Genomic DNA, 24,042 nt, shown 5'->3' with positions numbered 1-24,042 from the left:
GTTATTATGCCGATATTCCTTCCGTTTTATTGATTTTCATGAGATTTTATCCCGTCCTCTTTTCAAACTGCTTGCGGAAATAATAAAATGTTGAGAGGACGATTCCTACAAAAGCGGTTCCCCTTGCAAGGAAAAGGCAGATGAAGATCTTTACAATTCGTTTTAATTGCGCTTACGATGGAAGTACAATTGTTTTCCTAAAAGGGGGAATTGCAACATGTATGATGTAGTCATTGTCGGGGCTGGTCCGGCGGGTGCAAGCGCCGCTTTGTTCACGGCAAAAGCCGGTAAAAAAACGCTTGTGTTGGACAACGATAAATCCGTGACGAAACGAGCTTGGATTGAAAACCATATGGGTTATGGAAATTTCTGGGTCTGATTTAATTGAAACAGGGAAAAACAAGCGGAAAAATTCGGCGCGGAGATTGTGGCAGAAAATGTGGAGACAATTGAAAAACAAGCGGAAGAGCTTGTATTCAAGACGGATAAAGGATCCTATGAAACAAAACACGTCATATTAGCTACAGGAGTTCTGACAGATTTGGCCGACAAAGTCGGATTAAAGACAAAAGACGGGACTGAACCCCGCATTAAAACAATATTTGATGTCGATGCACTAGGAAAGACAAACGTTGACGGAAATTTGGGCTGCGGGTACAGCTGCAGGTGTCAGCGTACATACGATCATCACTGCCGGCGACGGCGCCAAAGTTGCGATCAATGTTATTAGTGAGCTGAACGGCGAGCGTTACGTCGACCATGATGTTTTGAAAAAATGAATAAAAAGGAATGAGGACAAGGCATCAAGCGACTATGTCCTTTTTTATTTCATTGCAAAAGCGAACTTACCTACCAAAGCGATTCTTCTTTCTCAACAAAAGAACAAACAAATGGATACAACAGCCAACCAGCGAAGAAAGCAGCAAAAATAAGGAAATTGTGTACTGAAAAGGGAGCCCGAATGCTTGCAGCAAAAGCGGAGGCGGCACAATTGCCAAATTGATGAAACCTGTTTTTTGCCTCGATTTTCTTGAAAAATAGAGCTTTCTGCTGCATGATGGACAGAAGACGGATTGTCGAAAAGATAATAAAGCTTTATGGATCTTGCCAAATGGAATCGTTTTCCGGCAAAAACAACATGTAGTGATCGGTAATCACATTTTTGCCAAATAAAAGAAAGCCGCCGCAAATGGCGGCTTTTGTCATTCCAAATCACTAAATGAAAGTTACGGATGAGTGAAATTGCATAGCAATTGGAGGACTTGAGGCGTTTACAAATGTTTGCATTTTCTTTTTCTGAGGCACCTTTTGGTATGGAGCAGATCACCTTGCTTGTCCATCGACAAAATAAATCGAATTTTGGCTTACAATGACATGATAATCATGAATTCATTAAACAGCCAACAAAACATGCAAAAACGATTGCCTTTACGATTCGAAATATTGCCATGGACATTTCACAACCAAAACAAGTATCAAATCACTTTCCAAAGGAAAATATATAACTGGGAGGTGACAAACATGGCGCAGGACGTTTTGTGTGAGGTAAATAACTGCAAATATTGGGCGGAAGGGAATAAATGTGCAGCTGATGCCATTTATGTCGTAAGTCATTCAGGAAAAACGGCAAAAAATCAAAAGGAAACTGATTGCAAGACGTTTGAACCAGAAGCATTTTAATAAAATAGAGAGCCGGAAGTTGGCTCTCTTTGTATTTTTGATAATCTTTTCATTTTTATACAACATCTTTTTGGAATTCAGATTATATTTGTTTGCTTATGGCTGATTGAGCAGCGTTCAATTGTTGAATTGCAAACTGCAAAATGGATAGGTAAATGGATAAAATCATTTCTCCGTAACGGCTGCCGGGAACGGCCCACTTCCCATTTAAATCTTTCCAGGTCGGGGCAGAACCTCGTTCCACATAAATAAATCTGGGATCGACGAGGGGGAACCCGGCTGGAAGAGGCTTCGTTGTGGCGTATGCATATAAATGTTGAAGATGGGCAAGAACGCCTTCTCTCGGAGTGGAAAAGCTTGCTCCTGTAACATTTGGACCGGTAGCTCCGATTCCGGCAAAATTGTTTTGATTGCGATTGACTACTCCCGTAAAACGGAAATAGTTCGTTTCATGAATTGCTTGTGCAAATGCGATGTCGCCGCGAATTCCGTAGGATTTGCTTAATTGTTCATACAAATCGCCCAGCTGAGGTGCGCTAGGATTTGTTTTTTCTACATATAAATCCAAGATTGTTCCCGATACGAGCGTTTCCCCTAAAATAGGGATATCCCTTGAATCGGGAGAAGGGGTTTTCGGTTGAGGTGTTGATGAACGGGATGAATCTGTCTTTTGGCCTGATTGTGCCGTTCCTTGTTCTGCAGGGGTTAATATAAATGCATCCTTGTATCCTAATTGAACAAGCCTTGCCAACTGGTCTTTTGCATTTTGCAAATTTTTAAATGCTCCTGTTTGAACGCGGAAATAACTTGCTCCGTCCACCATCGCAGCGGAAAGGAAACTATCAACATTTTTTCCTTTCAGTTCATTTATCAGCTTTTCTGCATTTTCTCGGTTTTTAAAGGAACCGGCAATGACTTTGTACATCCTGCTGCCTGCAGCGGGCGATGGCTGCGGAGTTGGGGTGGTGCGTGTCGACTTTCTGGGCAAATTAAGCGCTTTTCCGATTCCATCGGCTAAGCTTGCTGCATAGTCGCTCATAAAGTCAGACGATGTTAAAAGTTTGATGTCATTCGAATGGTCAATAAACAATGTTTCCAAAAGAACCGCAGGCATTTTTGTTTCTCTTAATACGTGAAAATTGGCGCTTTTTTTGCCCCGATCCTTTACGCTATATTTCGGACCGATGACGCTCATAATTTGATCATGGATGACGGACCGGTATTGGATCGTTCTTGGAGAGGCCCCTCCGTTATAAACATAGCTTTCAAAACCTGTTCCTCCGCCGGCATTAATATGAATGGAACAGAAAAAATCAACATTCTCTCGATTAGCCATGGATGATCTTTCTGACAAACCGACTGTTCGATCGTCTGTGCGCGTCATGAGCACGTTGACTTGGTAATGTTCAAGTAAATGTTGTCTTGCCAAGAGGGCAATAGTCAACGTAAAATCTTCTTCCTCATAATTTCTATAGGTTGCGCCGGGATCGCTTCCTCCGTGGCCAGGGTCTAAAAGAACGGTTGTCACTGCAATATCCTCCTTCGTTTTCAAACATCCAATTCGCTTGTCTGCAAATATTTTATTCAAGTAATGGAAAGGAAGTTCAAAAAAATTTTATTTTTAGCGAAAACTGTATCGAAATCCAAAACATTTAGGTCAATTTGTCGATTTTTTGCATTTTCTTCCTACCAGAATTCAATCAAATCATGTATAATACATTTCGTCATAACATTATACCAAAAAGCAAACAGGTGCCGGCACATAGCTGCCAGCTTAAAAGGGAAGTTTGGTGAAAATCCAACGCGGTCCCGCCACTGTGAATGGGAGCAACCTGGGAAAACCACTGTTTCAACGGGAAGGTCCAGGAAGCGATGACCATGAGCCAGGAGACCTGCCTGTTTGAGCACACCTAAAACCCTACGCGGATAGGGAGGTGTTTGAAAACAATACATATGTACGTTTTCAGACATCTTCTTATCGAATTCAAGAAGATGTTTTTTATTGGAGGAGGAAAATGATGAAAAAACTATCTGCACTATTTTTAGCCTTATTACTTCTATTTGGAATTGCGGCTGGATGCGGCCAACAAAATACATCAGAGCCGTCTGAAAACAAAAGCAATCAAAAGACGGAAGAGACGGCTTCACAATTTCCGGTGAAGGTCAAGGACGGTTTAGGAAATGAGGTGACGGTAAACGAAAAACCGGAGCGGATTGTTTCGCTAATTCCAAGCAATACTGAAATTGCCTATGCTTTAGGGTTGGGTGAACAAATTGTCGGTGTAAGTGATAATGACAACTATCCGGAAGATGTTCAAAACAAAGAAAAGGTTGGCGGGATGGAATTTAATGTTGAAAAAATTATTTCTTTAAAACCGGATCTTGTTTTAGCGCATGCTTCCAGCGCCCATAACTCGCAGGAAGGGCTGAAGCAGCTGAAAGATGCGGGAATAAATGTTTTTGTAGTCGAAGATGCCCAATCATTTGATAAAGTGTATGACTCCATCCAGACAATCGGCAAAATTACAGGGACAAGTGACAAAGCCGAAGATATTGTGGCTGAGATGAAAACGAAACTGGCGGATATTCAAGAAAAAGGAAAAACGATTCCGGATGATCAAAAAGTGTCTGTTTTTGTCGAAGTGAATCCCGCACCACAAATCTATACGACTGGAAAAGGAACGTTTATGGATGAAATGCTAACGATCATTGGAGCAAAAAATGCAGCGGGCGATCAAGAAGGCTGGCCGCAAATGACGGAAGAAGCCGTTGTAAAACTGAACCCAGACGTCATTGTGACGACATACGGCTATTACGTCGATAAAGCTGTTGACCAGGTGTTGGCACGCAAAGGATGGGAAAATGTATCAGCGGTGAAAAATAAACGGGTTTACGATGTGCATTCCGACTTGGTGAGCCGCCCAGGCCCAAGATTGGTTGAAGGAGTAGAAGAACTTGCGAAAGCAATTTATCCGGATGTCTACAAAAAATAAACATGTGGTCGCCTATACGGCGACCGCTTGTTTTCTTATTTTTTCCGTCTTTTTAGGAATTTCTATCGGAACGTTTCACATCACGTTTAAGGATATTTTCCAAATAATTTTCAATCAACTGTTTCATACTGGTTTGGCGCCGGACATTGATGAAAGCATGAAAAGCATTGTGCTTGATATTCGACTTCCTCGTGTCGTTTTAGCCGGACTTGTCGGAGCCTCGCTTGCAATGGCGGGGGCTTGTTATCAAGGGCTTTTGCAAAACCCTTTGGCAGATCCTTATACGCTCGGTGTTTCATCAGGTTCTTCTTTAGGTGCTGTACTTGTTCTTTTTTTCGGCATTCAAATTCCTTTTTTCGGCTCATTCACTTTGCCGGTTGTCAGCATTTTTACGGGTTTTTTAACGATTTTGGCTGTGATTTTGTTCGCCAATTTCATTGAAAAAACGATGAGGATTGAAACCATTGTGCTGACCGGAATTATTTTAAGTTCCTTTTTAAGTGCTTTCATTTCGTTGATGATTGCCCTGACAGGAGAAGAATTGCGACAAATTGTCAACTGGCTGTTAGGAAGCGTTGCGATGCGCGGCTGGGGATACGTTTTGATGCTTTTGCCGTTTTTTTTAATCGGGTCCATTTTGATTTTTGTAAACGGAACAGAATTAAACGCTCTGTCCTTTGGCGAAGAAAAGGCGAAGCAGCTTGGGGTCCATGTAAAAAGGAGAAAGCTGTTTATTTTAGCATCATCCTCTTGTTTAGCCGGTGCGGCCGTTGCCATCAGCGGAACGATTGGGTTTGTCGGTCTTGTCATCCCGCATGTAAACAGGCTGCTTTGGGGAAGTGATTATCGCCATCTTCTCCCTCTGTCCGCCATTTTTGGCGCCGCTTTTTTAATTTTGGCGGATCTCGTTTCAAGAACGATCGTGTCGCCGACAGAACTTCCGATCGGTGTGATCACGGCTTTAATCGGCGCTCCCAGCTTTGCCTTTATTTTAATGAAACAAAGAATGGAAAGAAGAGGGTAACATGCTGCAAGTCAAGAACATTTCGGGAGGCTATCAAGAGCGAAAGATTATCGAAAACCTTTCCTTCTCAGTAAAAAAAGGGGAAATATTTGGCATTTTGGGGCCAAACGGGAGTGGAAAGACGACACTATTAAAAATGATCAGCGGGATTCTTCCGGTTAAAAGCGGCACGATCGAGCTTGCCGGCAAACCTCTTTCTGCTTATTCTCCGAAAAAATTGGCGCAAAACATCGCTTCATTGCCGCAAATCCCAACGCAAATGTTTGATTATACCGTTTGGGAGACAGTGGCGCTCGGCCGTTATCCTTTTCAAACGGGTTTCTTCAAGCGGTTGACGGGAGAAGATGAACAAATCATCCAAAAGACCATGGAGCAGACGAATATTTCCCACTTAAAAAATAAAGCGATCAATGAATTAAGCGGCGGGGAAAAACAGAGGGTTTTTTTAGCGCAGGCTCTTGCACAAAACCCCGTTTTGCTTTTATTAGATGAACCCACGAACCATCTTGATATTTCCCATCAAAAAATCATGCTTGATCAGTTGAAAAATTGGACACAATCAAATGGATTAACGGTTGTCTCAATTTTTCATGATTTGAATTTAGCAAGCCTTTATTGTGACAAACTGCTGTTATTAAAAGATGGAAAAGCGGTTGCCGTTGATAATCCATCTGTCGTGATGAACGAAAAAACGATTGAACAGGTGTATGGTGTTTCGATTGTCAAACAATCACATCCGGAGCTTGCCCGCCCGCAAATGCTGCTTATACCCGAACAGAAACAGGAAGAAACATATAAAGTGACAAAAAGGGACATTGTTCAGACGAAGGAACTCATCTATTTAAAAGCGGCATCGCCGCTCAAAACCCTTTCATCTGCCATTATTGGCGGAGGATTTGGCTGGCACAGCACTTTTGTCAACCGTCATGTCGATAAAAGCTACAATTGTCAAGACAGCCGTTCGGAAATGGCCGATTTTCTGCAGAAAAACGGGTTTGATCAACATGCAACAGTCGCCATGATGACCGCGGCTTGTTTGGAAGATGGGGTAGTCAGCGAGCTTGAAGCAGAAGGAGTCTCCGTTGTCATTGTTGTGACAGCAGGACTTTCCAATGCAGTGGATGCAGCAAATAGTATAAAACGGAATGGCATAGCTTCAGGGACGATCAATACATGGATTTTGATAAACGGACGGTTATCTGATCAAGCATTTATTGAAAGTGTGATGACGGCAACAGAAGCCAAAACGAAGGCGCTGGCTGATGAAAAAGTGTTGGATCCTGTCTCCAATACGATTGCAACAGGCACTTCAACGGATAGCATATTAGTGGCTGCCACGCAAAAGGGCATTTTTCATCAGCACGCTGGCACGATCACAACACTTGGAAGATTGGTCGGCAGGGGGGTATATGAGAGTACAATTCAAGCGATTCAGCTAAATAAAAAAAGAAGGGGAAGGACATGACAGAACATGTAATTGCGATTATGCTGGCGTTTGTAATCGATCAAGTCATCGGGGATCCGAAAAATGCCCCCCATCCCGTCCGCTTGTTTGGCTGGTCTATTGCGTTTTGCGAACGGCGCCTCAACAAAGGGCGCTTTAAGAAAGAAAAAGGTATGGCGATGATCATGCTGGTCGGTTTATTTTTTATGCTGGCCGCTTTTTCAATTGTGTCATTTTTCTCTAGGCTTCACCCAGCAGCGGGCATTTTTGCGGAAGCGGTGATCATTTCTTTTATGATAGCGGAAAAAAGTTTGCGGGAAGCAGCTTTGGCAGTTTATGAACCGCTTTGCCAAAAAAATCTCGTTTCGGCAAGAGAAAAGCTGTCATGGATTGTCGGCCGCGATACGGCAGATTTGCCAGAATCGGAAATCGTTCGGGGAACGGTGGAAACGGTAGCGGAAAATACGAGCGATGGCATTACCGCACCGCTTTTTTGGGCGCTGTTCGGCGGAGCTCCTTTTGCGGTTTTGTACAGGGTCGTCAATACTGCGGATTCGATGGTAGGCTATCAAAACGAGAAGTTCGCTGAATTCGGGTTTGCTTCCGCCAAGCTGGACGATTTGTTGAATTACCTTCCGAGCCGTCTGACAGCTTTCATCATGGTACTTGTCAATCATCCGGCAAAAGGGATTCAAAAGCGGGAATGCTTTTCCATTCTGAAAAGGGATGCGCGCAAACACCCCAGCCCCAACAGCGGATTTCTTGAAAGCGCCATGGCTGCTTTGCTGGGTGTATCATTAGGGGGAATCAACCGTTATCAAGGGAAAATTTCTAATCGCCCTAAATTGGGAGACGGGGTTTATTCGCTAGAAGCAAAACATATTCACGATGCTATTGATATTATGAAGAAAACAGACAGGTTTTTCTTGCTATTTTTCATGATCGGAGGTGTATGCTTCGATGCTGCCATCACATGGAGCCAATCCATCTTATCTTTATAAATCATTGAACATCCGGATGCCGGAAAACATCATCGATTTCAGCGTCAACATCAATCCTTTCGGTCCGCCTGAATGCATCCGCAAAAACTGGGATCGCTTTTTTCCGTTTGTTGCCGATTATCCAGATCCTGATATGGCGGAATTGCGAGCGGTAATTGCCGGAAAGGAAAATGTTTCGCCTGAAAATATATTAATTGGAAACGGTGCCGCAGAACTTATTTTTATCATTGCAGCCGCCTTGCTGCAAAATGAAGACGTATTGATCGTGGAACCGGCATTTTCAGAATACCGAAAAGCATGCGAACCGTTCTCAAAGAGGATTTCATCCTATGTTTTAAAAGAGGAAGACAATTGGGAGTTGAACGTTGAGGAGCTAAAAACGGCTCTTTCCGGGAAAAAAGCGGTTTTCCTCTGCCACCCCAACAATCCGACAGGCAAAGTATTTAACCGGGAAACATTATTGGAAATCATTCGTGATGCCAAAAAGAAGCATGCGTTTGTCGTTCTGGACGAAGCATTCTATGATTTCGCCTTGGAAAACGTATCAATTCTGAATTGTTTATCATCTTTTTCCAATGTGATCATTTTGCGTTCTTTGACCAAAATGTATGCCATTGCAGGTTTAAGACTTGGCTTTTTGTTTGCCGATGAGACGGTCATCCAGAGACTAAAAAAATTTCAGGTGCATTGGAGCGTCAACGCCATTGGACAGAGGGCGGGAATAGAAGCATTAAAGGACGAAGACTATGTTAAAAAAACAAAAAGAATGATCTCTCAAGAACGGAAGCGAATGTTTGAACATCTCCATGAACTTGGTTTTGTGGTGGCGGACAGCTCTGTCAATTTTTATTTGTTAAGAGAGCAGCCAAAAAAAGATATGCTGCCTTTGATCCGCTTTTTATTGGAAAGAGGTATAGTGCCTAGACATACATACAATTTCAACGGGCTTTCCGGCAAATACATTCGTTTGGCGGTTAAGAGAAAAGAAGAAAACGACCGGCTTCTTTCAGCGCTTAAGGAGTGGAAGGACAAGTGTTGATCTTTGTGACCGGCGGGGTGAGAAGCGGGAAAAGTTCGTGGGCAGAACATTATTTGACGGTTAAAAAGAATCAGGCCAACCGCCTTGTTTATATTGCAACCTCTTTTCCATCAGACGAAGAAATGACAAAACGAATATTGCAACACCAGCTAAAAAGAGCCCAAGGCAAAGAAAAATGGCTGGCAATTGAACAGACGAATGATGTCGGCAAGTTGTCGAAAAAACTGCAAAAAAATGATTTTGTGCTGCTGGACTGTTTAACAACGTTGTTGACGAACGAACTTTTTTTTCATGAACAACATGGTGAACGATGGCAGGCCGCTTCTTTTCGCCAATATGTGTTGGAAAAAATCATCCGTGATCTATCTGAGCTGCAAAAAAGCTGCGAGCTATTTTGCATCGTCTCCAATGAGGTCAACTGGGAATTTCCAGCGCGGTCAAATGCAGTGTTCCAATATGTTCGCCTTCTCGGCCATCTCCATCAACAAATCGTTGAACGTGCGGATTTGGCGGTCAGAATGGAATTCGGCATTCCAGTTGCTATGAAGGGAGAACTACAATGAAAGGGATCATGATTCAGGGAACGGCTTCTGATGTTGGCAAAAGTTTCATTGCCACGGCATTTTGTGCTATTTTTCACAAACTTGGCTACAAGGTTGCTCCGTTTAAATCACAAAATATGTCAAACAACTCATATGTCACATTGGATGGAAGGGAGATCGGCAGGGCTCAAGGAATTCAGGCAGAAGCCGCCGGCACGGCGGCCTCCGTCTATATGAACCCGATTTTATTGAAACCGAAAAGCGATTGCACTTCGGAAATCGTCTTGCTTGGCAAAAGCTATGAAACATTAGGCGGTCAAGCTTACCGCGAAAAATTTTATCTAAAAGGGCTGGAAGCGATTCAGCTTTCACTGGAAAAGCTGTCGGAACAATATGATTTTCTCGTGATGGAAGGGGCAGGAAGTCCTGTTGAAATCAACTTGAAAGACAGGGAACTTGTCAACATGAAAGTGGCCGAACTGGCCGACGTTCCGGTGATACTGGTGGCAGATATCGATCGGGGCGGCGTGTTTGCCAGCATTATCGGGACGCTTGAACTTTTTTCCGAAGAAGAACGTAGCCGGGTAAAGGGGATTATCATCAACAAATTCCGAGGAGATCTCAGCTTGTTTCAACCCGGTGTGCAATGGCTGGAGGAACGGACGGGCATCAAAGTATTAGGGGTGGTCCCTTATGTTTCCGGACATATGATCGAAGGCGAAGATTCTTTGTCGCTCACCAAACGATTTGCCAACCAAAACAGGAGAGAAATTGACATTGCGGTGGTAAAGCTCCCCTATATATCCAATTACACGGACGTTGAGCTGTTTTTATTTGAAGAAGATGTTTCCATCCGACTTGTGTCCGGCCCAGATGAATTCGGCGAACCGGATGCCCTCGTGATTCCGGGAACAAGAAGCACGATTCACGATCTGCAACAATTGAAAAATAGCGGCTTGGCTCAAAAGATTAAACCATACAACGAAACGGGCGGAACGATCATCGGCATTTGTGGCGGTTATCAAATGCTTTCAAGATACTTGTATGATAAAGCCGGATCGGATACAGGGGTGAAAGGACGTTATGCAGAAGGATTCAGCATCCTCCCAGTGGGCACAACCTTTTATCATGAGAAAAAAACGGTGCGGAACAAAGGGGTTATTCATCCGCAATCAGGTTTTCCCCAGTTTTTCGTGGAAGGGTATGAAATTCATTTAGGCGTAACCGAACCGATTGTTTCGCAAGCAGTGCGGACTTTTATCAAGCTTTCGGACGGGACGGATGGCGCGGTGATCGACTCTGGAAGGGTGATTGGCACATATTTCCACCATATTTTTTTCAATGACGAATTCCGCACGGAATGGCTCAACAGGATTCGAGAACGGAAAGGACTTGAAAAAAAGCAAGTAAAATGGTTGAAAAAGGAAAAAACAAAAAAGTATGAACAGATTGCCCGACATGTCCAAAACCATATTCATATGGATGATTTGCTCAACATCATTCAATCGTGGGGGAAATGAAATGAGAACGGCCAGACAAATAATGGAGGGTTTTTTTCTTGCGCTCCAGTTTTTCACAATCATTCCGGTTCAAAAGGAGTTTGCAATAGATGAGAAACGGCTCAAATTTGCGGTGTTAAGTATGCCGATGATCGGGGCTTTCATCGGTTTGACAGGCAGTTTGATCATGTATATGGCAAAATTTTGGACACCATTGTCCAATTGGGCTTGCGCTCTTTTTCTTTTATTCTATTTTGTGGCGATAACGGGCGGCATTCATCTTGACGGTTTTACAGATACAGCGGATGCCTATTTTTCTTATCGCGACAAGGAAAAAAGGCTGAAGATTATGGAAGATCCCAGAGTGGGAACGTTTGGGGTGTTGGCGCTGCTGTTTTTGTCAGCTTTTCGCTTTTTGTTTATGGCGGAAATCATCGGCGCAATCGACAATTTTTGGTTTGCTGTGTTCATTCCGTTTTTTTCCCGTCTCATCGTTTGCGCCCTAATGATTGATGGTCCGGGAATGGCGAAACGGGAAGGGCTTGGGTACTTGTTTGCTAAAACGCTTGCCAAAAAAGATTTCGCCGTTCTGATCGGTTATTTGTTATGTTTTTTCATCGCCGTCCCCATGATCCCGGGTTTACCAGCCGTTTATCTTTTGATGGCCTTATCGTCTATTTTCCTTTATTTGTACGCCCGCCGGTTTTTCCTTCAATCGTTCGGCGGCTTAACAGGAGATTCCTTTGGAGCAGTGATTGAAGGGAGTGAGACAGTTTTATGGATGGTAACGTGGTTGTTACTCTTATACGTCATGGGTTGACAGAAGCAAATAGACAAAAACGCTATATCGGCTGGACGGATGAAGCACTGTGTGAAGAAGGAAAAAAAGCTTTGGAAAAAAGCCATTATCCAAAAGCTCCTGATCTGGTAATAGCAAGCGATTTGCAACGCGCCGCAGAAACGGCCGGCATCATTTACCCAAAACAAAAATTCGTTGCCTTAAAAGAACTCAGGGAAATTAATTTCGGCGATTGGGAACAGAAAACCTATTCCGAACTGAAAGGAGATGCCCGCTATCAAAGCTGGCTTCGCGATATGCTGCATCTTGAAGTGCCAAACGGAGAATCGTATCCAACCTTTTCAGAAAGGGTCAAAAGAGGCTGGGAAAAGACGGTCACCTATTTTTTTGATGAAACCATTTCCCACATTGCAATGATCACTCATGGCGGCGTCATTCGCGAGATCCTTTATCGGTATGGACCCGAAGGATCATCATATTGGCAATGGCGCTTGGATCATGGAGCGTATTGTTCATTGACAGGAAAGCGAACAGATGTAAGGAGGGGAAAGCGGTGCATGTTGTTGTCGGCGGAGCGTTCAACGGAAAAAGAAAATGGGTGAAAGAGCATTACCGGCTGCAATCCGGCGCTTGCAAATGGTTTTGCGGCTACGTAAAGAAAACCAAAGTGTCTGAAATTTATGAGACGGAGCATTTTCAAAAAATAACGGTCATTGAAGGAATTGAACAATATATTTTTCATCTGATCGATCAATCGTCGGACTGGCAAAAAAAGTGGGAAAAGATGATTTTCAACTGGCATGAGTGGGAAGTAAAAAAGAGAGGAACAGTCATTATTATTGCCAATGATATTACAAAAGGCGTTGTTCCAATTGACCCATTGGAACGCAAGTGGCGGGATGCATGCGGGAGCTGCCTCCAACAATTGATTGCGAAAGCAGGACGCGTTGATATCATTTGGTATGGAATCAGTGAAAGATTAAAATAAAAGTACGGTTAAACTTCTTTCATTCGTTATATTAATGGGAAGATTGCGCAATTAAAAAGAAAGAGGGAACAGAATGAAACAATATGCGTATTTGATAATGTTTATTGCACTTTCCGTTGTCGGAGCATTTATTAAAATCCCCGCGTATATTTCGAGTGTTGCCCTTGATTCATTTCCAGCCCTTGTGGCCGCTGTCGTATTAGGGCCGGTTGCGGGAGCAGTTGCGGCTTTCTTTGGTCATATCATGTCAAGCTATCTCGCTGGTTCTCCGTTAGGAGCGTTTCATGCAATGATTGCAGTCGAAATGTTTTTGCTCGTTTGGGCATTTGGGGTGATTTACAGAAAAAACAAATACGCAGCAGCCGTTTTCTTTTTTATCGCCAATGGTTTTTTAGCTGCCGTTCCTTTTTCCTTTCTGATCGGGAAAGGCTTTTATTTCGGGTTGCTGCCGGGATTGGTCATCGGTACAGCCATCAATTTAATGATTGGTCATATCGTAACCATAAAACTTGTTCCTATTTTAGAAAAACAAAAAGGGGTTCACCGCCATGAGAGACGTTATCATGATTCCGATATCAAATGATGAAGATCTTGTGATTACCGCTGACAATTCCGGCGGTGTGGGACAAAAATTGTTCGATTACGTCAAAGTTGATTATGAAACGGTCGCTTATTATGGTTTAAGAGTAGCTTTATCCGAATGTTTAACAGTGGGGGCAAAGCCGCTTGCTATCGTCATGCAAAACCTCATCGGTGAAGAAGAATGGTCTCATTTGCAAAAAGGCTGTCAAACCCTTTTCTCGGAACTTAAGTGCGAACCGATTCCCATAACCGGAAGCACAGAAAGCAATTTCAAGATGGTTCAGTCCGCTTTTGCGATCATGGTCATCGGGAAGGTGAGAAGAGCAGACATCAAGGTTCGGAAAACGCCAAGCCATGCGAAATTTGCCTGCATCGGAAAACCGCTGTGCGGAGGCGAAGTAATCGAAAAAAAACATGAAATCGGGCCTCTGCCAATCATAAAAAAACTATTGGAATTGCCGTATGTATTTGAAATCGTTCCGATCGGCTCAAAAGGAGTTCAATATGAATGGAAAAAGCTTTGTGAAGAAAACAAGTTAGATTATTGCCAAATCACTTCAACAGAAATTGATATAACAAAATCGGCCGGACCTGCCACATGTTTTTTAATCTCGTTTCATCCAGACCGAACCGAAGACATTGCCAAAGCGGCAGGCGGGCATTTTTTCCAACTTAATACAAAATGAGGGTTCGAAAATCATGAGCCCAAACTATTAACTTGTTTCCTGTATTTTGCCAAAAGGAGAAAGTGACTTTCATTTTGCTAACCAATTTTTTTACAAAATGAAATTTATTTTTGAAACAGTTCCTAAATAGGCCTTGAACTAAAAATCAAACTGTGAAAGTAAGTTAGACATAAATGAAAAGTTTTTTGCTTGTTTTCCAAAACTAAAACGTTGACTGTACGGTTAATTTTTTGTAAATTAAAAATAATTCTATAAGCAGGGGTGAATGTATTGGGAAGTATTATAGAATTGGAGAGTTAGCCGAGAGAACGAACGTTTCAAAACGAACGATCGATTATTATACGAAGATCGGCTTATTGCACCCAAGGCGCTCTGATTCCAATTATCGCCTGTATGATGAAGAAGCGGTTGAAGCGATTGAATTGGTGAAGCGGTATAAAAAAATGAACTGTCCGCTTTATGAAATTAAAGATATCATTGATATGTTGCAATCAAAAACACTATCAAATCAAAGCTTGGAAATGCATGTCGACCATATTGCCCAACTTATGCAAAATCTTGAAAAAGAAATAAAAGACATGCAGCAATTGATGGATCATATGAACAGGGAACAGCGCACCATCATAATGGAAAAATTGTCTAAGCAAAGTGCCAATTTGGTGAAGGCGTTGCTGGCAACTTATTATTAATCATATTCCCTTTTAAGAAAATACTAAATAAAAGTAAGATTACAGGAGGTGTATTCCTTACTGTTTAGAAGCGGTAAGGGAGATATTTGGAAATTTTCAATTTGCTTATAGTGGCTTTTTTAATCGCCCTCTCAGGTTTTTTTGTGGCATCGGAATTCGCTATTGTCAAAGTCCGAACTTCAAGAATCGATCAGCTTATTTCGGAAGGAAATAAACAAGCGATTGCAGCCAAGAAGGTTATATCCAATTTAGATGAATATTTGTCAGCTTGTCAGCTTGGAATTACCATCACCTCTTTAGGATTGGGCTGGATTGGTGAATCTACGATTGAGCATTTATTGCACCCTGTGTTTGTTTATTTTCAGCTTCCAGCCTCGGTTACAACCATTTTATCTTTTGTAATCGCCTTTTCCGTTGTGACGTTTTTGCATGTTGTTGTCGGCGAATTGGCGCCGAAAACATTCGCCATACAAAAAGCGGAACATATCACGCTACTTTTTGCCCGTCCGCTCATTTTGTTCGACAAAGTCATGAAACCGTTTATTAAGATTTTAAACGGCGCTGCGAGGCTTTTGACGGGTTTGTTTGGCCTCAAGCCGGCACAAGAGCATGAAATTGCCCATTCGGAAGAAGAATTGCGCATTATTTTGTCTGAAAGCTATAAAAGCGGGGAAATCAACCAGTCGGAATATAAATATGTCAACAACATTTTTGAGTTTGACAACCGTATTGCAAAAGAAATCATGGTTCCAAGAACAGAAATTGTTGCTTTTGATAAAGACATGAAATTAAAAGACTGCATTGAGATTGTCATGGAGGAGCATTATACGCGCTATCCCGTATTTAACGGCGATAAAGATAATATGATCGGAATCGTAAACATGAAGGAGGTGCTCACCGACTATGTCAAAGGAATCCAAGGAGAAAAAACGGTGGGCGAATATGTGCGGCCAGTCATTCATGTCATTGAAACGATTCCGATCCATGACCTGTTGGTTAAGATGCAAATGGAACGCATTCATATGGCCATTTTAATTGACGAATACGGCGGGACGGCAGGTCTAGTGACAGTCGAAGATATTTTGGAAGAAATTGTCGGGGAAATTCGCGATGAATTCGATGCGGATGAAACTCCGCAAATTAAGAAAATTACTGATTCGAAAACGGTTGTCGATGGAAAAGTTTTGATAGAAGAAGTCAATGATATTTTTGGCCTCCAGATTAAAGAGTCCGATGTTGATACTATCGGCGGATGGATTTTAACCCAAAAGATGGATGCGAAAGTCGGAGATGAAATTGATTTTGACCAATATTCGTTTAAAATTTTAGACATGGACGGGTTTCATGTCAAAACGGTTGAAATTGCTGAAAGAGAATCATGAAATTAACGAAGATGTTACTAAAGATTTTCTTTTTTGAAGGACAATAAAAAAACAATAAGATCAATTTAAGATCCACCGCTATCATTGCGGCAGAGATTCTTTACTTTTCTTTTATATATAAAAGAAAATCTTGTTTTTGCAGAAGAGATTTTCAGAAACAAGCTCTTCCATACAAGCCATTTGTTCTTTATTCGTCATTAACATGGTTATCAACTTCAACTTAAGCGGCGAATGAATAAAGATTCCAAACAACAGTAAGGGGCTGTCCGATAAGTCCCTAAAATGAAGCAAGTGGAGAAAAACAATTCGTTTCTCTCCACTTGCTTTTATATTTTTTCGATTTTTATCTGAAAGTAGCTGGCGGATGCCGGCTACTTTCAGTATGTGTGCGCCCGGCATGGGTGTAATCTATAGGGTGAAAGTCCCGAGCTGCGAAGGCAGAAGTAGCAGTTAGCTTAACGCAAGGGTGTCCGTGGCGACGCGGAATCTGAAGGAAGCGAGCGGCAAACTTTAAGGTCTCTCGGAACACGAACTTCATATGAGGCTAGGTATCACTGGGTGAGTTTGCACAACAAAACAAAGCCCTTTCTGCCGAAGGTGATACAAAGTAAATGAAGCAGATGGATGGAAGGAAAGATTACACTCTTACCCGGGGAGGTCTGGCTGGCACGCCAAGTAACCTTGGTAACCTATCTAGTGATAGATAGCTGAACAGTCAGAAGTCAGCAGAAGTCATAGTACTCTTTCAAGCTCGAGATGGAAGAGGAAGGACTGAACAATTAAGGAGAACGAATCGCTAGGCGTTCATCTTCTGTGTGGAAGCAGACAATCCGATAGGACTTACTTGAAGGAGGAAGTGGTGAATCCCACGGGGGACTTCAAGAGGGTGGAGCAGAAGATGGCACAAATAGAAGAATTCGTTCACGTGGAGAGGATATCAATGTTGATGGAAATGATTTTGTCACGGGAAAATCTCCTGGCGGCACTGAAACGAGTCGAACAGAATAAAGGAGGTCACGGAGTAGATGGCATGTCCGTAAAAGACCTACGAAGACACCTCTACGAAAATTGGGACTCCATTCGACAGTCGTTGAGAGAAGGAACCTACAAGCCCTTACCCGTCCGTCGAGTCGAAATCCCGAAACCGAACGGTGGAGTAAGGCTTCTAGGGATCCCTACCGTGACGGATCGTTTCATCCAACAAGCGATTGCCCAAGTGTTGACGAAAATCTTTGATCCGACCTTCTCGAACCATAGCTATGGTTTCCGCCCAGGTAGAAGGGGACATGATGCGGTTAGGGAAGCAAAGGGTTATATCAAAGAAGGATATCGTTGGGTAGTCGATATAGACCTAGAGAAATTCTTTGACAAGGTGAATCACGACAAACTGATGGGGATCTTGGCGAAAACGATCAAAGATCGAATTCTACTGAAGGTAATTCGCCGGTATCTTCAATCAGGCGTGATGATCAATGGAGTGGTAATGGAAACGGACATGGGAACGCCTCAAGGCGGCCCGCTTAGTCCACTTTTATCAAACGTCATGCTTCATGAATTGGATAAGGAGCTTGAGAAACGTGGACATAAGTTTGTTCGGTATGCGGATGACTGTAACATCTATGTGAAAACAAAGAAAGCAGGAATTCGTGTCATGAACTCCATTACGAACTTTATAGAGAAGGAGTTAAAGCTCAAGGTAAATAGAGAGAAATCGGCGGTAGACCGTCCTTGGAAACGGAAGTTTCTCGGTTTCAGCTTCACACTCAATAAGACTCCAAAGGTACGGATTGCGAACGAAAGTGTGAAACGTTTGAAGAACAAGATCCGTGAAATTACATCAAGATCGAAACCGTATCCAATGGAGAAAAGGATTGAGAAACTGAACAAGTATTTAATGGGATGGTGCGGATATTTTGCCTTGGCAGAAACACCAAGTAAGTTCAAAGAATTTGATGAATGGATTAGACGAAGGCTTCGGATGTGTTTGTGGAAAGAATGGAAAACCCCGAAAACAAGAATTCGGAAACTCAGAGGATTAGGGGTTCCAAGCCATAAAGCATTCGAATGGGGCAATACACGCAAGAAATATTGGCGGATTGCCTGCAGTCCCATTCTACACAAAACCCTCGACAACTCCTATTGGAAGCGTCGAGGGTTAAGAAGTCTATTCGAAAGATATCAAGCACTACGTCATACTTAATTGAACCGCCGTATACCGAACGGTACGTACGGTGGTGTGAGAGGTCGGGGGTTAGTCACCCCCTCCTACTCGATTGAGAAAACGAACCACTCATTATTGTTTGATTTCTATATCTTCTTTATCGTATCCCAAAATGGTTTTCATGAAGTCTTTTAATTTATGGGAAACTCGATTTAAATTTTCTAAATCTGCCATTAGTTCCGTGATTAGTTGTGCTTCTTCTTGTGAAGATTGGGATATTTCGTTAAAATCATTTTCCATTCGCTTCATGTATTCTTGAATGCTGTCTAATGTTTGTTCAATATTTACTGTTTCTTCCTTCGTATTTGTAGACAATTTGCGTATTTCATTTGCCACTACGCCAAATCCAGCACCGGCAGCGCCAACGCGAGCAGCTTCTATCGCTGCGTTTAAGCCTAAAAGATTTGTTTGATCACTAATCTCTTTTATGATTTTCGTTATGTTGCCGACTTTGTCGGAATGTTCAGTTGCTTTTTTCACAATTTGCGTTATTTCATCAGCAGTTGCTGACAGTTCTTCAGAATGAGCCACAATTTGCTGTATTTTATCTAATAATGAGTGGGAAAAGCTTTCTATTTCATCAATAATGGTTTTTAAATAATGCTGCTTTTTAGTGCTGATGGCCGCATTTATTGCAGCAATAACATTGCCGTTTTCATCTTTTATAGGCACGGATATGCTATCAAACGGTATGCCAAATTCTTCTTCGGGGACTTTGACGACAACCGGCTTTTCCCTGTCAACCATCTGAAAGTTCAAATACTTCGGCGGCAATGGATCACCGGGTTGATGACCAAAGTCTAAATCTTTGCTGGGAGAATAAAATAAATATTTTTCATGATCAAAGACTGTGATCATAATATCCTCTCGCAAAACTTGTTTAAAAATTGGAATGGATTGAATAATTGCTTGGACGATATCCAAATCGTGTACCTCCTTGTATGCTTGAACATGGTCTTTTTTATTCACATTTTTATTATCGGCTGATATATTTTTATTTTAATTTTTAAATAAGTAACTCAACTTTCGCACACAGAAATATTTAAGCATTGCTTGATATAATTAGGTATAGTGGCCAACCATTTATTCATTTGATTTTTAAAGATGTCCATGTTCAAAGAAACCTCGGCTTCCGCCAAAGTTTGGAAAAGGTCAATAAGTGATTGAAGGGCAGTAATAAAATCTATGTCTTTTACATCTTCGCAAAGGATGTAAAAAAGGTTGCCAATCGTCTTAGGATCCTCCTCTTTTCGCATTTGCCAAGCAATGAGAATATATCGTGTAAAAACAATGGTTGTATGGCTAATTAACATGTCGTAGGAACGTCCCTGGAATTCTTTCTCTAAATTTAAAAGGGATTTATTGCATTTGAAGAAGACTTCAATGTCCCAACGCATGCCGTAAATACGAATGATCTCTTCATTTTCTAATGTTGTATCTGTGCTGAGAATGGCAAGCCATTCGCTCCGTTTATTACGGTTTCGTACAAATAGAATTTTTACTGGAATTCCATTGTCTAAAGTAGCATAAACGGATCCGCGAATGTCTTTTTTACCCATGTGAGGTTTTGCCAATTTGTAAAGTTGATTCAGTGTGAAACGTTCACCATTGTAAACGTATCGCTGCTTTAATTGCTTCACCATGCCAATGACAAATAACCCTTTGTTCGTAATCTTCTCAATTAAAGGCGCTTGTGTAAACCAGGAATCCATGAGAACATAGTCAGCTATAATCCCTTTTTCAAGCGCATGATCAAGTAAAGCTGAAGCCACGTCCGGTTTTGATTTCAGAGCTTCCTGGCGACGCTTATAGCCAGATGTTCGTTTATCAATATTGGTATTGATTTCTTGCAGGCGATTTTCCTTTTTCGGTGAACTTAGAAGAGCAAAATCAACGGGAATAAAAGTAAAACTATCGGTCCAGCCAAGGGTAAGCATTTGAAACCCTTTCAAGTACTGATGGGTAGAGTGATCAAAACCCTTAGCCAACAGTTCAACCGACTTACTACGGTTTCTTGAAAAGACAGAATCATCAATCACAAAAGCTGTGACACGATCTTTTGAAGTTAATGGTTGAAGCAGACGGATCATTTCACTGCTTAATGAAAGTAGAAACTTTCTCCAATGATAGGTTGGTGTATTTAAAAAGCGATAGACTGTATCCTTTCCGGGCAGATCCTGAGATCGTTTACTCATAAAAGCACGAAACCAGTTCTTATATTGGAAGACTAAAAGAAAAATCAGTTTGAAAACAGTAAGACAAGAATACCCGGAAAGTTTCGTAATATTCGCTCTTCTTAAATGATATCCAATATTTAATTCGGAAAATCCTTGTTTAATTTCTTTTGGTAATTGCGCAAAGTAGTCTTTATTCGTTATCATAGTGGTGACACCTTTCTTTTGGATTTGGTTTCGTCACCAATATTTTACCAAAAGAATAGGTGTCTTTCTTTATGTTTTAAAAAATGTCACATGATAATTTTGTACTTCCCAAAACCATTTACATCAAGCATTTAAACAAGATTTTGGACTGCGAAAGCTGAGTAAGTAATCTTTTGATGACGTCAAATATGGTGTATACTTTATGCATGTAAACAATTTTTTGAAATTTGATAAAGGAGGTATATAAAAATGGCAAAATTTGAAGGCAAATCTGCGATTGTCACTGGCGGCGGCAGCGGAATTGGGCGTGAAGTTTGTTTATTGTTGGCCAGCAAGGGGGCTTTTGTATCTGTAGTCGATTTGTCAGAAGAAGGCGGCATGGAAACGGTTCGCCAGATTGAAGAAAAAGGTGGAAAAGCTATCTTTGTTCAAGCGGATGTCAGCAAAGTTGAGGATGTGAAACGATACATAGAGGAAACAAAAAAAGCATTCGGAAAAATCGATATGTTCTTTAACAACGCCGGCGTTGAGGGAGCAGTTGCGCCTATAGCTGAGTATCCGGATGATGCTTTTGAGAAAGTAATCAATATCAATTTAAAAGGAGCTTTTTATGGCTTGAAATATGTTATTCAAGCTATGCTTGAAAATGGTGGAGGTTCCATCGTTAATACAGCGTCCAACGCAGGACTTGTAGGAAGTCCAGGGGTCGGCCCTTATGCTGCTACAAAACACGGAGTGATTGGGCTGACAAAAACGGCGACCGGCGAATATGCGGATAAAAATATTCGGATTAATGCTATTGCGCCTGGACCGACCGCTACGAATATGATGGAACGGTTTACAAAAGGATCAAAAGAAGCAGAAGCTGCCATTAAAGAGGGGATTCCTGCCAAGCGCTACGGCACACCAAAAGAAGTCGCAAATCTTGTCGTTTTCCTGCTTGGAGATGATGCGGAGATTATTAATGGAGCTGTGTATCCGATTGACGGCGGCTTGACAGCATTATAATTTAAAACTGAAATTTTATTTTATAATTGTGTGCAAAGGGGGGCTGTCCAAAAAGTCAGGGTAACTGACTTTTTGGAGCCCCTCATTTTTCACTTTTTAAAAAAAATGCACAAAAAAATCGTCCTTTCTAGTAAAATGAAGTTACCACACAACATTACAGAAAGGACGATTTTTTATGAGCAGTCATATGATTACTCGTGAAAATTATAACACACAAATGACACTTCCTCTAGATGGAAAAGAAAAAAAAACTCCTGCCAAAAGAAATTTAGCCCCTACTTTCAAACCATATAACAACCGTCAAGTTCAAATGATTTATGATATTGAATCTCTCATACCCGAACATCACGTGGCACGTGTCGTGGACGAAATGGTGGAGGCGATACCAGATAAACAATTGTTTTCTCATTATAAAGGCGGCGGCAGAAGTTCCTATCATCCCAAAATGATGCTGAAAATCATTCTGTATGCTTATTCTCAAAAGGTTTATTCCTGCCGAGGAATCGAAAAACTCGTTAAAGAAAATATTCCTGCCATGTGGCTTTCAGCGATGCAACAACCAGATTTTCGCACCATTAATGAGTTCCGAGGGGAACGGATGAAAGCTTTCATGGATGAGCTCTTTGAAGTCATGATTCTCAAATTGATAAAAGAACATTACATCACGATGGAAAACTACTTTTTGGATGGCACTAAGATCGAAGCCAATGCCAATAAGTATTCTTTTGTGTGGAAAAAATCCACTTTGAAATTCGAAGAGAAATTAAAAGAAAAAATCCAAGAAACACTAAAGCACATTCATGAATTAACCCAATTAGAAGCCGGAACAGGGCAAAAGGAAAGCGATCAACATACAGAGATCACCGAACAAAACCTGGAGGAAACCGCAAAAGAAATAGAAGAAAAAGTTGAAACGCTAACGGAAGAAATCGAAAAGGAGACCGATACATCCATTCGGAAAGAGAAGCGAAAAAAACGCAGTCAATTAAAGAAATCGGTGAAACAAATTCGTGAAGATTTCCTGCCCCGAATGGCAAGATACAAGGAACAAAAGGAAATGTTCGGTGACCGTAACAGCTACTCGAAAACAGACAAAGACGCAACCTTCATGCGCATGAAAGAAGACCATATGAAAAACGGTCAGCTCAAGCCCGGATACAACGTGCAAATGGGGACAGAGAATCAGTTTATCTTGTTTTATACTATTCATCAACGACCGACCGATACACGTTGCTTTATCCCACATATGGAGAAGCTAGCCTCCACTTCATTACCGATGCCCCGAACAGTTATTGCGGATGCAGGCTATGGTAGTGAAGAAAACTATGTATATGCAGTTGGTGATGAGAAAGAGCCCCGGTTTGAGTTTCTAATTCCTTATGGGAGCTATGTAAAAGAACAAACACGTACATACAAAAAAGACATTAAAAATGCCAAAAACTGGACCTATTGTGAAGAGGATGATTGTTTTATTTGCCCGAATGGAAGGAGAGTAACGTTTAAAAAATACCAAAACAAAAAGAATCCATCTGGCTATGAACAAAGCTTCAAAATATACGAATGTGAAGATTGTACCGATTGCCCATTGAAAGCGAAATGCACAAAAGCGAAGGGAAATCGTCAAGTTCACTGGAATCCCATCTTCGAAGAAATGAAAGCAAAGGCCAAAACAGCCCTTGAATGTGAAGAGAAAGCCGCCATCTACGCTCGACGCAAAGTCGAGGCAGAAAGTGTGTTCGGTCACATCAAGGGCAATCGGTCGTTCCGCAGATTTTCTTTGCGGGGCCTCGACAAGGTACATGTTGAGTTTGGGATTGTGGCATTAGCCCACAACATACTGAAAGTAGCCGGCATCCGCCAGCTACTTTCAGATAAAAATCGAAAAAATATAAAAGCAAGTGGAGAGAAACGAATTGTTTTTCTCCACTTGCTTCATTTTAGGGACTTATCGGACAGCCCCCTGATTTTCACTTCACAACTTTTTGAAAACGTCATGTTTTGCATTGACATTTACAAAAAAGAATGGAGAAGTAGACGGCTTCCTCTTACATAGTGATCACGGGTTCATCAAGTCAATATAACTG

Annotated in this window: 21 protein-coding genes, 1 pseudogene and 1 riboswitch; of the genes and pseudogenes, 19 read left to right on the top strand and 3 right to left on the bottom strand. The window is 41.7% G+C overall.

Annotated elements, in window-relative coordinates; all coding sequences use genetic code 11:
- Positions 1-217: 217 nt before the first annotated feature.
- Positions 218-779 (top strand): annotated as a pseudogene (locus NSQ61_RS08935) (FAD-dependent oxidoreductase).
- Positions 780-1,521: 742 nt separating this feature from the next.
- The gene (locus NSQ61_RS08930; protein ID WP_311067118.1) at positions 1,522-1,680 is read left to right on the top strand and encodes a DUF1540 domain-containing protein; all 159 of its coding nucleotides are present in this window, start codon (positions 1,522-1,524) and stop codon (positions 1,678-1,680) included.
- 82 nt (positions 1,681-1,762) lie between these two features.
- On the opposite strand, the gene NSQ61_RS08925 is transcribed toward NSQ61_RS08930, so the two are convergent.
- Positions 1,763-3,208 carry an N-acetylmuramoyl-L-alanine amidase gene (locus NSQ61_RS08925; RefSeq protein WP_311067119.1) on the bottom strand — a complete coding sequence of 482 codons (1,446 nt, stop codon included), beginning with the start codon at positions 3,206-3,208 and terminating at the stop codon, positions 1,763-1,765.
- Between the two features lie 205 nt (positions 3,209-3,413).
- A riboswitch (cobalamin riboswitch) is annotated at positions 3,414-3,594 on the top strand.
- A 104-nt stretch (positions 3,595-3,698) separates the two neighbouring features.
- Between NSQ61_RS08925 and NSQ61_RS08920 the strand changes: the two genes are divergently transcribed.
- From NSQ61_RS08920 to ltrA, 15 genes are all read left to right on the top strand, one after another.
- The gene (locus NSQ61_RS08920; RefSeq protein ID WP_063389407.1) at positions 3,699-4,673 is read left to right on the top strand and encodes an ABC transporter substrate-binding protein; all 975 of its coding nucleotides are present in this window, start codon (positions 3,699-3,701) and stop codon (positions 4,671-4,673) included.
- Positions 4,636-5,697, top strand: coding sequence for a FecCD family ABC transporter permease (locus NSQ61_RS08915; protein ID WP_063389406.1), 1,062 nt, complete (start codon positions 4,636-4,638; stop codon positions 5,695-5,697). The genes NSQ61_RS08920 and NSQ61_RS08915 overlap by 38 nt, the downstream gene beginning before the upstream one ends.
- 1 nt (position 5,698) lies before the next feature.
- Positions 5,699-7,162 (top strand): adenosylcobinamide amidohydrolase, encoded by a 1,464-nt coding sequence (locus NSQ61_RS08910; protein ID WP_063389405.1) that lies wholly within the window; start codon positions 5,699-5,701, stop codon positions 7,160-7,162.
- The gene (cbiB, locus tag NSQ61_RS08905) at positions 7,159-8,142 is read left to right on the top strand and encodes an adenosylcobinamide-phosphate synthase CbiB (protein WP_063389404.1); all 984 of its coding nucleotides are present in this window, start codon (positions 7,159-7,161) and stop codon (positions 8,140-8,142) included. The genes NSQ61_RS08910 and cbiB overlap by 4 nt, the downstream gene beginning before the upstream one ends.
- Entirely contained in the window at positions 8,102-9,181 is a 1,080-nt protein-coding gene (gene cobD / locus NSQ61_RS08900) for a threonine-phosphate decarboxylase CobD (RefSeq protein WP_063389403.1), read from the top strand. The genes cbiB and cobD overlap by 41 nt, the downstream gene beginning before the upstream one ends.
- Positions 9,175-9,744, top strand: a complete 570-nt coding sequence (locus NSQ61_RS08895; RefSeq protein WP_063389402.1) for a bifunctional adenosylcobinamide kinase/adenosylcobinamide-phosphate guanylyltransferase — start codon at positions 9,175-9,177, stop codon at positions 9,742-9,744. Before cobD ends, NSQ61_RS08895 begins: the two co-directional genes overlap by 7 nt.
- A complete protein-coding gene (locus NSQ61_RS08890) occupies positions 9,741-11,243 on the top strand; it encodes a cobyric acid synthase (protein ID WP_340806778.1) in 1,503 nt (500 codons plus the stop codon). The genes NSQ61_RS08895 and NSQ61_RS08890 overlap by 4 nt, the downstream gene beginning before the upstream one ends.
- A gap of 1 nt (position 11,244) precedes the next feature.
- A complete protein-coding gene (gene cobS / locus NSQ61_RS08885; RefSeq protein WP_311067121.1) occupies positions 11,245-12,042 on the top strand; it encodes an adenosylcobinamide-GDP ribazoletransferase in 798 nt (265 codons plus the stop codon).
- The gene (locus NSQ61_RS08880; protein WP_340806776.1) at positions 12,000-12,623 is read left to right on the top strand and encodes a histidine phosphatase family protein; all 624 of its coding nucleotides are present in this window, start codon (positions 12,000-12,002) and stop codon (positions 12,621-12,623) included. Before cobS ends, NSQ61_RS08880 begins: the two co-directional genes overlap by 43 nt.
- The gene (locus NSQ61_RS08875) at positions 12,575-13,009 is read left to right on the top strand and encodes a bifunctional adenosylcobinamide kinase/adenosylcobinamide-phosphate guanylyltransferase (protein WP_311067123.1); all 435 of its coding nucleotides are present in this window, start codon (positions 12,575-12,577) and stop codon (positions 13,007-13,009) included. Before NSQ61_RS08880 ends, NSQ61_RS08875 begins: the two co-directional genes overlap by 49 nt.
- A gap of 73 nt (positions 13,010-13,082) precedes the next feature.
- Positions 13,083-13,592: an ECF transporter S component gene (locus NSQ61_RS08870; protein WP_311067124.1), complete on the top strand. Its 510-nt coding sequence runs from the start codon at positions 13,083-13,085 to the stop codon at positions 13,590-13,592.
- Positions 13,558-14,277: an AIR synthase related protein gene (locus tag NSQ61_RS08865; protein WP_311067125.1), complete on the top strand. Its 720-nt coding sequence runs from the start codon at positions 13,558-13,560 to the stop codon at positions 14,275-14,277. Before NSQ61_RS08870 ends, NSQ61_RS08865 begins: the two co-directional genes overlap by 35 nt.
- A 236-nt stretch (positions 14,278-14,513) precedes the next feature.
- Positions 14,514-14,966 carry a MerR family transcriptional regulator gene (locus tag NSQ61_RS08860; protein ID WP_340808085.1) on the top strand — a complete coding sequence of 151 codons (453 nt, stop codon included), beginning with the start codon at positions 14,514-14,516 and terminating at the stop codon, positions 14,964-14,966.
- An 86-nt stretch (positions 14,967-15,052) separates the two neighbouring features.
- Positions 15,053-16,348, top strand: a complete 1,296-nt coding sequence (locus tag NSQ61_RS08855; protein ID WP_311067126.1) for a hemolysin family protein — start codon at positions 15,053-15,055, stop codon at positions 16,346-16,348.
- Between the two features lie 940 nt (positions 16,349-17,288).
- Positions 17,289-18,548 carry a group II intron reverse transcriptase/maturase gene (ltrA, locus tag NSQ61_RS08850; RefSeq protein WP_340808025.1) on the top strand — a complete coding sequence of 420 codons (1,260 nt, stop codon included), beginning with the start codon at positions 17,289-17,291 and terminating at the stop codon, positions 18,546-18,548.
- A gap of 93 nt (positions 18,549-18,641) precedes the next feature.
- Here ltrA and NSQ61_RS08845 read toward each other — a convergent pair whose 3' ends face one another.
- Both NSQ61_RS08845 and NSQ61_RS08840 read right to left on the bottom strand, forming a co-directional pair.
- Positions 18,642-19,493 (bottom strand): methyl-accepting chemotaxis protein, encoded by an 852-nt coding sequence (locus NSQ61_RS08845; RefSeq protein ID WP_311067127.1) that lies wholly within the window; start codon positions 19,491-19,493, stop codon positions 18,642-18,644.
- Between the two features lie 95 nt (positions 19,494-19,588).
- Positions 19,589-20,950 carry an IS4 family transposase gene (locus tag NSQ61_RS08840; RefSeq protein ID WP_311067128.1) on the bottom strand — a complete coding sequence of 454 codons (1,362 nt, stop codon included), beginning with the start codon at positions 20,948-20,950 and terminating at the stop codon, positions 19,589-19,591.
- Positions 20,951-21,199: 249 nt separating this feature from the next.
- Between NSQ61_RS08840 and NSQ61_RS08835 the strand changes: the two genes are divergently transcribed.
- A complete protein-coding gene (locus NSQ61_RS08835; protein WP_311067129.1) occupies positions 21,200-21,958 on the top strand; it encodes an SDR family NAD(P)-dependent oxidoreductase in 759 nt (252 codons plus the stop codon).
- A 175-nt stretch (positions 21,959-22,133) separates the two neighbouring features.
- Positions 22,134-24,011: an IS1182 family transposase gene (locus NSQ61_RS08830; RefSeq protein WP_340806771.1), complete on the top strand. Its 1,878-nt coding sequence runs from the start codon at positions 22,134-22,136 to the stop codon at positions 24,009-24,011.
- Positions 24,012-24,042 lie beyond the last annotated feature (31 nt).

It is taken from the genome of Aeribacillus sp. FSL K6-1121, assembly GCF_038003725.1.
GTDB lineage: Bacteria > Bacillota > Bacilli > Bacillales > Aeribacillaceae > Aeribacillus > Aeribacillus composti.
Note: the sequence above shows the minus strand (reverse complement) of the source record. Positions and strands in the feature narration are given on the sequence as shown.

Bases quoted from the DNA above. Each gene is read 5' to 3' on its own strand.
- NSQ61_RS08930 (WP_311067118.1), top strand. From the start codon at position 1,522: ATGGCGCAGGACGTTTTGTGTGAGGTAAATAACTGCAAATATTGGGCG.
- NSQ61_RS08920 (WP_063389407.1), top strand. From the start codon at position 3,699: ATGAAAAAACTATCTGCACTATTTTTAGCCTTATTACTTCTATTTGGA.
- NSQ61_RS08910 (WP_063389405.1), top strand. From the start codon at position 5,699: ATGCTGCAAGTCAAGAACATTTCGGGAGGCTATCAAGAGCGAAAGATT.
- cbiB (WP_063389404.1), top strand. From the start codon at position 7,159: ATGACAGAACATGTAATTGCGATTATGCTGGCGTTTGTAATCGATCAA.
- cobD (WP_063389403.1), top strand. From the start codon at position 8,102: ATGCTGCCATCACATGGAGCCAATCCATCTTATCTTTATAAATCATTG.
- NSQ61_RS08890 (WP_340806778.1), top strand. From the start codon at position 9,741: ATGAAAGGGATCATGATTCAGGGAACGGCTTCTGATGTTGGCAAAAGT.
- cobS (WP_311067121.1), top strand. From the start codon at position 11,245: ATGAGAACGGCCAGACAAATAATGGAGGGTTTTTTTCTTGCGCTCCAG.
- NSQ61_RS08880 (WP_340806776.1), top strand. From the start codon at position 12,000: ATGGATGGTAACGTGGTTGTTACTCTTATACGTCATGGGTTGACAGAA.
- NSQ61_RS08870 (WP_311067124.1), top strand. From the start codon at position 13,083: ATGAAACAATATGCGTATTTGATAATGTTTATTGCACTTTCCGTTGTC.
- NSQ61_RS08865 (WP_311067125.1), top strand. From the start codon at position 13,558: ATGAGAGACGTTATCATGATTCCGATATCAAATGATGAAGATCTTGTG.
- ltrA (WP_340808025.1), top strand. From the start codon at position 17,289: ATGTTGATGGAAATGATTTTGTCACGGGAAAATCTCCTGGCGGCACTG.
- NSQ61_RS08840 (WP_311067128.1), bottom strand. From the start codon at position 20,950: ATGATAACGAATAAAGACTACTTTGCGCAATTACCAAAAGAAATTAAA.
- NSQ61_RS08835 (WP_311067129.1), top strand. From the start codon at position 21,200: ATGGCAAAATTTGAAGGCAAATCTGCGATTGTCACTGGCGGCGGCAGC.
- NSQ61_RS08830 (WP_340806771.1), top strand. From the start codon at position 22,134: ATGAGCAGTCATATGATTACTCGTGAAAATTATAACACACAAATGACA.